The organism is Mycobacterium sp. BMJ-28 (genome assembly GCF_054404835.1).
The window spans coordinates 5,350,645-5,361,732 of sequence record NZ_CM136783.1; the positions used below are offsets into that span (position 1 = coordinate 5,350,645).

The 11,088-nt window shown below is 67.9% G+C and carries 11 protein-coding genes; 6 read left to right on the forward strand and 5 right to left on the reverse strand.

Going from position 1 to position 11,088, the window contains the following annotated elements; all coding sequences use genetic code 11:
• The first annotated feature begins 7 nt into the window (after positions 1 to 7).
• Genes ACXPWS_RS26630 through ACXPWS_RS26650 form a run of 5 tightly spaced genes read left to right on the forward strand, consistent with a single transcriptional unit; the run spans position 8 to position 5,918 of the window.
• A complete protein-coding gene (locus ACXPWS_RS26630; RefSeq protein ID WP_458709518.1) occupies positions 8 to 952 on the forward strand; it encodes an SDR family NAD(P)-dependent oxidoreductase in 945 nt (314 codons plus the stop codon).
• A complete protein-coding gene (gene moeA / locus ACXPWS_RS26635; protein ID WP_458709519.1) occupies positions 952 to 2,154 on the forward strand; it encodes a molybdopterin molybdotransferase MoeA in 1,203 nt (400 codons plus the stop codon). The genes ACXPWS_RS26630 and moeA overlap by 1 nt, the downstream gene beginning before the upstream one ends.
• A gap of 49 nt (positions 2,155 to 2,203) precedes the next feature.
• Positions 2,204 to 2,914, forward strand: a complete 711-nt coding sequence (locus ACXPWS_RS26640; RefSeq protein WP_458709520.1) for a phosphatidylserine decarboxylase — start codon at positions 2,204 to 2,206, stop codon at positions 2,912 to 2,914.
• A complete protein-coding gene (locus ACXPWS_RS26645) occupies positions 2,911 to 3,777 on the forward strand; it encodes a CDP-alcohol phosphatidyltransferase family protein (protein WP_458709521.1) in 867 nt (288 codons plus the stop codon). Before ACXPWS_RS26640 ends, ACXPWS_RS26645 begins: the two co-directional genes overlap by 4 nt.
• The gene (locus ACXPWS_RS26650; RefSeq protein ID WP_458709522.1) at positions 3,774 to 5,918 is read left to right on the forward strand and encodes an AAA family ATPase; all 2,145 of its coding nucleotides are present in this window, start codon (positions 3,774 to 3,776) and stop codon (positions 5,916 to 5,918) included. Before ACXPWS_RS26645 ends, ACXPWS_RS26650 begins: the two co-directional genes overlap by 4 nt.
• Here ACXPWS_RS26650 and ACXPWS_RS26655 read toward each other — a convergent pair.
• The 5 genes from ACXPWS_RS26655 to ACXPWS_RS26675 form a co-directional block, all read right to left on the reverse strand.
• On the reverse strand, positions 5,915 to 6,895 hold the full coding sequence (locus ACXPWS_RS26655; RefSeq protein WP_458709523.1) for an ornithine cyclodeaminase family protein: 981 nt from the start codon (positions 6,893 to 6,895) through the stop codon (positions 5,915 to 5,917). The two genes, ACXPWS_RS26650 and ACXPWS_RS26655, sit on opposite strands and share 4 nt — an antisense overlap.
• Entirely contained in the window at positions 6,892 to 7,815 is a 924-nt protein-coding gene (locus ACXPWS_RS26660) for an ABC transporter substrate-binding protein (RefSeq protein ID WP_458709524.1), read from the reverse strand. The genes ACXPWS_RS26655 and ACXPWS_RS26660 overlap by 4 nt, the downstream gene beginning before the upstream one ends.
• Positions 7,816 to 7,840: 25 nt before the next feature.
• The gene (locus tag ACXPWS_RS26665) at positions 7,841 to 9,295 is read right to left on the reverse strand and encodes an MFS transporter (protein WP_458709525.1); all 1,455 of its coding nucleotides are present in this window, start codon (positions 9,293 to 9,295) and stop codon (positions 7,841 to 7,843) included.
• Positions 9,296 to 9,430: 135 nt separating this feature from the next.
• Positions 9,431 to 10,015, reverse strand: coding sequence for a GntR family transcriptional regulator (locus tag ACXPWS_RS26670; protein WP_458709526.1), 585 nt, complete (start codon positions 10,013 to 10,015; stop codon positions 9,431 to 9,433).
• Positions 10,016 to 10,057: 42 nt separating this feature from the next.
• On the reverse strand, positions 10,058 to 10,498 hold the full coding sequence (locus tag ACXPWS_RS26675) for an SRPBCC family protein (protein WP_458709527.1): 441 nt from the start codon (positions 10,496 to 10,498) through the stop codon (positions 10,058 to 10,060).
• A gap of 156 nt (positions 10,499 to 10,654) precedes the next feature.
• Between ACXPWS_RS26675 and ACXPWS_RS26680 the strand changes: the two genes are divergently transcribed.
• Positions 10,655 to 11,071 (forward strand): DUF1707 domain-containing protein, encoded by a 417-nt coding sequence (locus ACXPWS_RS26680; RefSeq protein WP_458709528.1) that lies wholly within the window; start codon positions 10,655 to 10,657, stop codon positions 11,069 to 11,071.
• Positions 11,072 to 11,088: the final 17 nt, after the last annotated feature.

Consider the following 11,088-nt stretch of genomic DNA (forward strand, 5'->3'; position numbering starts at 1 on the left):
GCCCATCATGGGGAGCCTTCCGTTTTTCGGAGAACGCTGGACCGAAACCGACGTTCCGGACCAGAGCGGCCGAATCGCTATCGTCACCGGCGCCAATACCGGCCTCGGCTTCGAGACCGCGCGGGTGCTGGCCGCCCGCGGCGCACGCGTCGTCATCGCGGCGCGCGACACCGCCAAAGGTGAGGCCGCCGCCGCCCGGATCACGACGGCGTCCCGCGACGCCGAGGTCAGCGTGCAGCCGCTGGATCTCGGATCGCTGGACTCGGTGCGCACCGCGGCCGAGCAGCTGCGGTCGCAATTCGACAAGATCGATCTGCTGATCAACAACGCCGGCGTGATGTATCCGCCCAAGCAGACCACCGCCGACGGATTCGAGCTGCAGTTCGGCACCAACCATCTGGGCGCCTTCGCCCTGACCGGCTTGCTGCTGGATCGTCTTCTGCCCGTGGCGAATTCGCGGGTGGTGGCGGTCGCCAGCATCGCCCACCGGATCCAGGCCGGTATCCATTTCGACGACTTACAGTGGGAGCGCAGCTACAACCGGGTGGCCGCCTACGGTCAGTCCAAGCTGTCCAACCTGCTGTTCACCTATGAGCTGCAGCGCCGGCTCACCTCGCACCACAACCCGACGATCGCGGTGGCCGCCCACCCCGGAATCTCCAACACCGAACTGATGCGCCACACCCCGGGCAACGGACTGCCCGGCTTCAGCACGCTGTCCGGGCTGGTCACCAACAGTCCCGAGATCGGCGCGCTGGGCACGCTGCGCGCCGCCACCGATCCCGCCGTGCGCGGTGGCCAGTACTACGGACCCGCGCTCCCGGTCCCCTCGTTCGGCCTGGTCGGGTATCCACAGCTGGTGAGCTCGAGTGCGCAGTCCCACGATGTGGCGCTGGCCCGCCGGCTCTGGCAGGTGTCCGAGGAACTCACCGGCGTGACGTTCCCCGTCTGATGCGATCCGTCGACGAGCACCAGCGCGTCATCGCGAACCTGATCTCGCCGCGCGCGCCGGTGCGAGTGCCGCTGGCCGAGGCGCTGGGACTGGCCCTGGCCGCCGATGTGGTGGCGCCGCTGTCGCTGCCGGGATTCGACAACTCGGCCATGGACGGATTCGCGGTCTACGCCGACGACATCGCCGACGCGAGCGCCGAGCGGCCGGTCATCCTGCCCGTCGCCGATGACATCCCGGCCGGACGCACCGATACCGGCTCATTGAAACGTGGTACCGCACAGCGGATCATGACCGGCGCACCGCTTCCGGCGGGGGCGACGGCGGTGATCCCGGTCGAGGCCACCGACGCCGACTTCACCACCACGGCCGCGCAGGTGGCCATCCGCAGCGCCGCCCGGACCGGCCAGCACGTTCGGCGCGCCGGCGAGGATGTCGCGGCCGGGACGACGGTGGCCAGGGCGGGCCAGGTGCTCACCCCGGCGGCGCTGGGTCTGGCCGCCGCGCTCGGGTTCGGCGAGCTGACGGTGCTGCCCCGCCAGCGTGTGCTGGTGATGTCGACCGGCTCGGAGCTGGTGGCGCCGGGCACCGCGCTGCTACCCGGACAGATCTACGAGTCCAACGCGGTGATGCTGGCCGCGGCGGTGCGCGACGCCGGCGGCGAGGTGGTGGCCGCCCCGATGGTCGGTGACGACGTCGACGCGTTCCGCGCCGCACTGGCCGCACACGCCGGCACCGCCGACCTGATCATCACCACCGGCGGCGTCAGCGCCGGCGCGTACGAGGTGGTCAAAGATGCCCTCACCGACGGTGCGGAGTTCGTCAAGGTGGCCATGCAGCCGGGTATGCCTCAGGGCAGCGGAAGAGTCGACGGGACGCCGATCGTCACGCTGCCCGGAAACCCGGTGAGCTCGCTGGTGTCCTTCGAGGTGTTCGTTCGCGCCCCGCTGCGCGCGGCGATGGGCTTGCCGCCCGAGCGGCCCCGGCTGACCGCCACCCTCACCGAGGATCTGACGTCGCCGAAGGGTAAACGCCAGTTCCGCCGCGGTGTGCTCGCCGGCACCACCGTCACCGGTTACGGCCCCCCGGCCTCACACCATCTGCGCTGGCTGGCGTCGTCGAATTGCCTGCTGGACATCGGCGCGGATGTCGACCAGCTCTCGGCCGGATCCCCGGTCGAGGTGTGGGATTTGTCCGGTCGCTGACGTCGCCGACCTGTCAAAGGCCTGAATCCACGTAGAATCGGGAGCCGCCATGGCCAGACCTGCCCGCCCCTCCGACGACACCGCGTCCGAAGCGCAACGCTTCGCCGAACTCGTCCGTTCCACCGTCCCCCCGGTTCACCCGGCCGGCCTGCCGTTCATCGCGGGCGGGCTGGGTATCGCCATCGCCGGCCGCAACCGGCGCTGGCTGCGCAACACCGGACTGTCCGCCGCCGGCTTCTGCGCGCTGTTCTTCCGGCACCCGTCGCGGGTGCCGCCGACCCGGCACGGGGTCGTGGTGGCCCCCGCCGACGGCAGGGTCACCCTGATCGACGAGGCGGTGCCACCGGCCGAACTCGGACTGCCCGCCACCCCGATGACGCGGATCAGCATCTTCTTGTCGCTGTTCGACGCTCACGTGCAGCGCGCACCCGTCGCCGGCGAGGTGGTGGCCGCCCAGCACCGCCCCGGCCAGTTCCAGTCCGCTGACAAGGACACCGCCAGCGAGGCCAACGAACGCAACAGCCTGTTGATCCGCACCCCCGAAGGCGTCGACGTGGTCGTCGTGCAGATCGCCGGCCTGCTGGCGCGGCGCATCGTGTGCAGCGCACGGGCCGGGGACAAACTCGCGCTCGGTGAGACCTACGGGCTGATCCGGTTCGGCTCGCGGCTGGATACCTACCTGCCCGTCGGCGCCACCGTGGGCGTCGAGATCGGTCAGCGCGCGATCGGCGGCGAAACCGTGTTGGCTGAGTTGCCGTGATCAAGGCCCGAATCAAATCACCGACGGTGAGCCTGCGGTTCCTGCCCAGCGCCATGACCGTCGCGGCCATCTGCCTGGCCCTGTCGGGGGTGAAATTCGCCCTGGACGGCAGACCCACCGAGGCGATGGCGCTGCTGGCCGTCGCCGCGATCCTCGATGCCCTCGACGGCCGCACCGCCCGGATGCTCAACGCCACCTCCAAGATGGGCGAGGAGATCGACTCGCTGGCCGACGCCGTGAATTTCGGTGTCGCACCGGCTTTCATCGTCTACGCCACGCTGCTGTCGCATTCCCAGATCGGCTGGATCGTGGTGCTGTTCTTCTCGGTCTGCATCGTGCTGCGACTGGCCCGGTTCAACGCCATGCTCGACGCCGATCTGCCGGCGTACGAGAAGGAGTACTTCATGGGGATGCCGGCGCCGGCAGGCGCGATCGGCGCGATCGGGCCGATCGCCGCCAAACTGCAGTTCCCCGGTGACTGGTGGAACAGCCCGCTGGCCGAATGGCTGGTCATCGCCTGGATGATCGGCGTCTCGCTGCTGGTGGTCAGCGCCATCCCGATGCGCAAGGTGCACACCTTCACGGTGCCGCCGAACATGGTGGCCCCGCTGCTGGCCCTGCTGGCGATCGGCGTGGCCGCCTCGGTGCTGTACGGCTATGTGGTGATCATGGTGATCATCCTGGCCTACGTCATCCACATCCCGTTCGCCGTGCGCAGCAAGCGCTGGGTGGCCGCGCATCCGGAGGCCTGGAACGACAAACCGCGCCAACAGCGCGCGGCCCGGCGGGCCATCCGCCGCACCCAACCGCACCGCCGCTCGGTCTCGCGTCTCGGTCTGCGCAAGCCGCCGGGCCGCCAATGACGCTGTCGCTGACCGCACGCCTGAACACTTCCGCCCTGGATTCGCGCCGTGGGGTGGTGCGCCTGCACCCGGAGGCCATCGCGGCGCTGGGCATCCGGGAGTGGGACGCGGTGTCCCTGCTGGGTTCGCGGACCACCGCCGCGGTGGTCGGCGTGGCCCCGGCCGGCACGCCCGCCGGTGTCGCCCTGCTCGACGATGTGACGCTGTCCAACGCGGGCCTGCGGGAGGACGCCGCCGTGGTGGTGGCGCCGGTGACGGTGAACGGCGCGAAGTCGGTCACCCTGACCGGGTCGCGGCTGGCCACCCAGTCGGTCTCCCCCGCGACCTTGCGAATGGCTCTGCTGGGCAAGGTGATGACGGTCGGCGACACCGTGTCGCTGCTGCCGCGCGATCTCGGCCCCGGCACCTCCACGTCGGCGGCGACCACCGCCCTGACCACCACGGTCGGGATCACCTGGACCTCCGAGTTGCTCACCGTCACCGGCGTGGATCCGGCCGGAACGGTCAGCGTGCAACCGAATTCGATGGTGTCCTGGGGTGACGGGCTTTCCGAACCCGTGCCACTGCGGACCCCAGCGACGGACATCGTCGCGGTGCCGTTCGACGATCTCAAGGGTGCGCACGTCCAGGCCGGAAAACTCACCGAGTGGTTGAAGCTCGCGCTCGACGAACCCCAGCTGCTCGAAACCCTGGGCGCCACAGCCAATCTCGGAGTGCTGGTGTCCGGCCCTGCCGGCGCGGGCAAGGCAACGCTGGTCCGGGCGGTCTGCGCCCAGCGTACGCTCGTCGAACTCGACGGACCCGAGATCGGCGCGCTGCGGGCCGAGGACCGACTGGCCGCGGTGGCCGCGGCGGTCGCCAAGGTGCGGGCCGGCGGCGGAGTGCTGCTCATCACCGACATCGACGCGCTGCTCCCGGCGACGGGCGAACCCGTCGCGACGCTCATCTTCACCGAGTTGCGCAACGCGGTGGCCACCACGGGGGTCGCGTTCATCGCCACCTCGGCGGTGCCGGACAACGTGGACGCCCGGCTGCGTGCACCCGAGTTGTGCGACCGCGAACTCGGCGTCAGCCTGCCGGACGCGGGCACCCGCAAGTCGCTGCTGGAGGTGCTGCTGCGCGGCGTCCCCGCCGGAGACCTCAACTTGGACGAGATTGCCGAGCGCACACCGGGTTTCGTGGTCGCCGATCTGGCCGCCCTGGTGCGCGAGGCCGCGTTGCGAGCCGCGGCGCGGGCCAGCGCCGACGGGCAGCCGCCGGCCCTGATCCAAGCCGATCTCACCGGCGCGCTGTCGGTGATCCGTCCGCTGTCCCGGTCGGCGACCGAAGAGGTGGCGGTCGGTTCGGTCACCCTCGACGACGTCGGCGATATGGTGCAGACCAAGCAGGCACTCACCGAAGCCGTCCTGTGGCCGCTGCAGCATCCGGATACCTTCGCCCGGCTCGGCGTTCAGCCGCCGCGCGGCGTGCTGCTCTACGGCCCGCCGGGTTGTGGCAAGACGTTCGTGGTGCGCGCCCTGGCCAGTTCGGGCCGCCTCAGTGTGCACGCCGTCAAGGGCGCCGAATTGATGGACAAATGGGTCGGCGCCTCGGAGAAGGCGGTGCGCGAATTGTTCCGCCGGGCACGCGATTCGGCACCGTCGCTGGTCTTCCTCGACGAGATCGACGCGCTGGCGCCGCGACGTGGGCAGAGCCACGACTCCGGCGTCACCGACCGGGTGGTGGCCGCGCTGCTGACCGAGATGGACGGTATCGACCCGCTGCGCGACGTCGTGGTGCTCGGGGCCACCAACCGGCCGGATCTGATCGACCCGGCCCTGCTGCGCCCCGGCCGGCTGGAGAAGCTGGTGTTCGTCGAGCCGCCGGATGGCGAGGCGCGCAAGGACATTCTGCGCACCGCGGGCAAATCCATTCCGCTGGCACCCGATGTCGATCTGGACGCCCTGGCGGTGGAACTGGACGGGTACAGCGCCGCCGACTGTGTGGCCCTGCTTCGAGAGGCGGCGCTGGCGGCGATGCGCCGGTCGATCGACGCCGCCGACGTCACCATGGACGATGTGGCCAAGGCACGCGAGGCGGTGCGCCCGTCGCTGGATCCCGAGCAGGTGGCGTCGTTGCGGGCGTTCGCGGATAACCGCTAGCTCGACAGCCCGATCTCCGTGCCGAGACCCAGCTCTCGTGCCCGCGCGACCACCAGATCGGCGGTGACCAGATCCTGCAGCGCGAGGCCAACGGAGACGAACATGGTGATTTGGTCTGCCGCGGTGCGACCCTCGCCCGATCCCGCTACGACACCACCCAATTCGGTGCGCACATCGTCGGTGGTGACGGCCCCTTCAGCAAGCGCCAGCAGCACGGCGCCGGACTTGGCCAGCGCGGTGGCGTGACTGTCGACGACGATGCGGGATCGGCGCATGCCGGCGGCATCGATCTCCCGGTGGTCCGGTCGTGGTGGCGATCCGACACAGTTCACGTGTTGGCCGGGGCGCAGCCAGTCACCTCGCACCACGGGCTCACGCGAGGGCGTGAGTGTGCACACGATATCTGCGTGTGCCACCACCGATTCGGGTGATTCCGCTGCGACAACGGGGATACCCAGGACTTCGGTCGCCGACCGGAAATCCCGAAGTGTGGCGGCGCTGCGGGACCACACCCGGATCGAGTCGAGGTATCGCACCGCGGCGATGGCGTGGGCATGCTGGACGGCGAGCTTGCCGGCCCCGATCAGTCCCAGGATGTGGGCGGACGGCGCCGCGAGGTGGTCGGTGGCCACCGCACTGGCCGCCGCGGTCCGTATCGCGGTGACGGCTCGGCCATCGAGGATTGCCATGCACTCACCGGTCCGTGCGGAGGTCAGCATGATGGTTGACCGCTGCACCGGCAGGCCGCTGTCGCGGTTGCCCGGCAGGTCGCAGAGCAGCTTGACGGCCACGCGATCGCGGGAGGTTGCCACCATGGGGAGCGCGAGGCCGTCACCGCCCGCCATGGCCAGCGCGCGAGGTGCCGGATTCTGGCAGTCACCGCAGGCGAGGTCGGCGAACGCCGTCTCGACGGCCTTGTGCACCTGCGCCCGGTCCAGCACGGCGCTGATATCGGAGTGCGACAGTATCAACGTCATCGCGCGGATGCCGCTCGCGCCGACTCGATGTGGTCGACGATGCTGGTGTCCACCAGGTCTGAGAATTTGGGCGCTTCCCGAACCATCTTCTCGTCCAGCAGGATTTGCAACCAGCGTTCGGTCGCCGTGTCATCGATCCGTACGGTCTCCCAGGTCCGGGATTGCTGCATCCGGTCGCAGGCGGCACGCAGCGGCTCCTGTGGCGTACCGGGCCAATGTCGCGCCAGCAGCGGATGAAGGTCGGCAAGGTCCACCGATTTCATCAGCTGCATCGACTCCTGTAGCGCCGCGGTGAACGCGATCAAGCGGTCGGCGAGTTCCCCGAACCGATCTGTGCGGCAGTAATAGACGCTGTTGGGGCCGATCCCGCCGGTGCGGGTGTAGTCGTCTGCGATGAACCCGGTTCCCCTGTCCTGCAGGACTTCCGCATTCACCAGATCCAGCACGACGGCATCACCGAGACCTGCTTCGAACAGCTCGACGAACATCGGCGTGGACAGATCGCGCAGGAAAGTGATCGATGCCGGGTCGATTCCGGCTTCGCGGATGAGTCCGGCGGTGAAGGCGTAGGGCGCACTGCCGCCTATACCCGGTGCCAGCACCGTCGCACCCATGAGATGGGACCAGCTGAAGTCCGCTTGCGCAGTCCTGGTGACCAGCGCCTTGGGGAATTGGTGATTCACCTGGGCGAACACCGTGAGCTCGCGGGGGGTGTCCCAATACATGGCCGGCACCCACAATCCGCCAAGCGCGATATCAGCGGCACCGCTGTCCAGGTCGTCGAGAACCCCGGTCCATGGATCGCGCGCGGTGGCGGTGACCGTCAGGCCGCGTTCGGCGAACAAGCCGAGGGCGTCGGCGTGATACTGCGGCAGGTAGTTGGGTGCGTGCGCGGTGGCGGATATGTTCAGGTGCAACATTTTCGGGCTCCTCGATGGACGGTTGTCATAGGTGTGCGGGTACAGGTTGTTCGGCAACGGCTTCCAGTGACCTGCCGAACGTCTCTGGACCGAAGCGGGCAGCGACGACCAAGAGGGCGTACATCACCGCGATCATGCCGAACACGCCGGCCACGCCCGCCCGGTCGAAGAAGAACAGGGCGGCGAACGGCATGACTGCTCCGGCCACATTGCCGATTCCGTTGACCACCGAGGCACCCATGGCTCGCACCGATGTCGGGTACAACTCCGGCGACCACACCGAGAGCATGGTGTTGAGCATCATGGTGAAGAACTGGAAGATCATGCCCAGCAACAAGATCAGGACGGTGGTATGGGCGAAGGACGCAAAGCAGATTGCCGAGATACAGCCCAGGACGGCGGCGATGCTGACGGTCATCCGGCGCGGCGCCTTACCTGCCAGATACGAGGCCGCGCACGCCCCGAACAGGGAACCGATGTTCATGATCATCGTGAAGGCCAGTGAGTCAGACAGCGAGTAGCCGCGCGACACCAGCAGGATCGGCATCAGGAACAGCAGAGTGACCTGTGCACCGAAGGACATCCACGACGCCGCGCCGATCGCGGCCGTACGTCGCAAACTCTGACCCTTGAAAACCTCGAGGTAGCTGCTCCTGGTCTGCGCGGGGATATCGGCGATGGTGACGAATTGTGTTGTCCGCCCGGACTTTCGCAGTCCCGATATGCTGCCGCCCGCCAGGCGGGTGAGACTCTTGTTGGCTTCCTCGACGCGCCCCTTCGACAACAGGAAGCGCGGTGATTCGGGCAGATAACGACGGAAGTACACCACCAGCACTGCCGGGACGGCGAGCATCACGTAGGTCCAGCGCCACGCGGATTCATTGCCGCCCAGAACACCGTTCAGTGGTCCGAGAACCAGCCAGAAGAATCCGAAGGAGGCGATGTTTCCGACGCCGCCCGAGGAGATGTTCAGCGTGGCGAGCAATGAGCCACGGTGCCGCGTTGCGACGATCTCGGCGAGGATCGCCAAACCGACGGTGAATTCGCCACCCAGTCCGACGCCCACGACGAAGCGGCTGGCCAGCAGCATCTCGTAGTTCAGCGCGGCGGCACTGACCAGCCCGCCGAGTGTGTACACCAGCAGGTTCAGGCTCAGTGCTGCCCGGCGCCCCCATCGATCGGCGATGTAGCCACCGATCAGTCGACCGGCCAGTCCGCCGAGCACCGTGGCGGTGTTGATCATGGTCAGTTCGGCGTTACCGATGCCGAAGGACTCTTTGAGCAGTGGTCCCATCGCTCCGGTCGAGTTCTGTTCGAGCGAATCGAAGAACAGTCCGGCCATCAGCAGCAGGATCAACACCGCTTGCACGCGGCCGAACCCGATGCGGTCCAGCGCGGCGGACAGGGCGGGCGCTGCCGCGGGATCATCGGCACAGGTGTGTTCAGGGGGGACGGAGGTGGTTGAACGGTCGAGGTACATGGTGTGCTCCAGCGAAGTCGAGGTGAATCATGCTGGAGCAATTTGTATACAACTGCGATTACAATGGCGTTTCTATCCAGGTTATTTGACGTTACACGACGGATATATGCCAAGAATTGTATACAAACTGGGCTGTCATCGCCTGTCGAACTTCTCCGCGAAATAGACTTCGTCGCGCTGCAGGTGCTCGTTCATCAGGTAGCCGGCCTGCACCGCGGCACCATCGATGATCGCGCCGGCAAGCACCCGGTGGTCACTGGTCGAGGCATCGGGGTTGTGCCCCAGTGCCCACCGCACGCGACGGGTGACGCCGGCCAGCATCTCGCCCAGTTGCCTGTTGCCCGACGCGGTGGCGACGAACTCATGAAACGAGCCCTCGGGTGTGTCACGCTCCGCCGCAGCCACCAGTTCCCTGGCCACCGACCCGCCGCGATTGTGCGCGGCCAATTGTGCGGCCAGGACTTCCAGCCCGCGCCGGATCTGGAGCAGCTCGCGGCCGTCCTGCACCAAAGTCTCCGACACCGCCGCGCCCCGGTAGCGAACGATGGTCACGAAGCCTTCCGACTGCAACCTGTTCAGCGCCTCGCGAACCGGTACACGGGAGACGCCATAACGTTTGGCGATCGCCTCCTCGACCAGACGTTCGCCTGCGATCAGTTGGCCGGCGAGGATCTCCTCGCGCAACGCGAGAGCTATCGAATCGCCCGTCGAGCTGGTCATGCGTCGAACTTACCCAGCCACCGGCAGATTCGACGCCGCGAACTAGGAGCTCTCGCTCACCTTCGCCAGCCGGTCGATCGACCCGAGCAGCTTGTCGGCGGTGGTCGCGCGGGCCCGCTCCAGCCGCTTCTCGTCGGTCAGCCGGGTCCAGTCGTAGGTGTGGGTGACGCGTGTCGTGGTCTCGTCCACCGGTTCGAGCTCCCACCGCCACAGATGCCCCGGCGGTTCCTTGCCTTCCTCGGACGGCAGCCAGGCGATGCTCCGGCCTTCATCGAACTCGACGATGTGATTGACCCGCACCGCGCCGTTGGTGAGGACCATCCGGAACACGTCGCCGACGGCGTGCACCCGCTGACCGGCGGCAGCCTCGGCGAGATTGTCGTTGCCGTCCCAGCGGGGCTGCTGCGCCGGATCGGCGATCAGTTCGAAAATCGTGCCGGCGGGTGCTGCGATGGTCCGGCTGACGGTGACGATTGTGCTCACCCGCAACAGCTTACGGATCGAGTCGGCTAGATCGTCGTCCAGTCAGCCGGGCGAGCGCCGCCGGCCGAGAAGGGGTAACAGAGAAGTCGATCTTGACGTTGACAAGTTGCCGGTGCGATATTTAACTAGACACTGACTAGATTCTGGGGAGACGCCATGGCGACCTTGGTAGGCGATCGGGAACGGGAACGGACGGCGGGCGATCTGGGGCTGGCCCTGACCCAGGGCTACCTGCCGATGACCGAGTACGAAGAGCGGCTGCAGCGGGCGTTCGCCGCGCACACCGCCGACGAGTTGCACTCGCTGACCGCCGACCTGCCGACGGCCCGGCTGCGCCGCTTCGACCCACGCCGCCGAGAAGCCCGGCTGCGCGCGGCGCGGCTCGGCATGCAGATCCATCTCGGCGCGTACCTCGCCGGATGCGCACTCATGCTGGCCATCTGGCTGATCATCGGCCTCAGCGCGGGCGAGTGGTATTTCTGGCCGGTATGGCCGATCCTCGGCTGGGGCATCGGCGTCGTGTCGCACATCGGCCCAACTAGGATGGCTGTCAAGACAAAGTCAGTTCCCTAGCCTTAATCGGCTGACAC

What these genes read in the sequence shown, in the direction of transcription:
- ACXPWS_RS26640 (WP_458709520.1), top strand. Translation starts at nt 2,204, where the DNA reads ATGGCCAGACCTGCCCGCCCCTCCGACGACACCGCGTCCGAAGCGCAA.
- ACXPWS_RS26680 (WP_458709528.1), top strand. Translation starts at nt 10,655, where the DNA reads ATGGCGACCTTGGTAGGCGATCGGGAACGGGAACGGACGGCGGGCGAT.
- ACXPWS_RS26660 (WP_458709524.1), bottom strand. Translation starts at nt 7,815, where the DNA reads ATGTTGCACCTGAACATATCCGCCACCGCGCACGCACCCAACTACCTG.
- moeA (WP_458709519.1), top strand. Translation starts at nt 952, where the DNA reads ATGCGATCCGTCGACGAGCACCAGCGCGTCATCGCGAACCTGATCTCG.
- ACXPWS_RS26665 (WP_458709525.1), bottom strand. Translation starts at nt 9,295, where the DNA reads ATGTACCTCGACCGTTCAACCACCTCCGTCCCCCCTGAACACACCTGT.
- ACXPWS_RS26630 (WP_458709518.1), top strand. Translation starts at nt 8, where the DNA reads ATGGGGAGCCTTCCGTTTTTCGGAGAACGCTGGACCGAAACCGACGTT.
- ACXPWS_RS26650 (WP_458709522.1), top strand. Translation starts at nt 3,774, where the DNA reads ATGACGCTGTCGCTGACCGCACGCCTGAACACTTCCGCCCTGGATTCG.
- ACXPWS_RS26655 (WP_458709523.1), bottom strand. Translation starts at nt 6,895, where the DNA reads ATGACGTTGATACTGTCGCACTCCGATATCAGCGCCGTGCTGGACCGG.
- ACXPWS_RS26670 (WP_458709526.1), bottom strand. Translation starts at nt 10,015, where the DNA reads ATGACCAGCTCGACGGGCGATTCGATAGCTCTCGCGTTGCGCGAGGAG.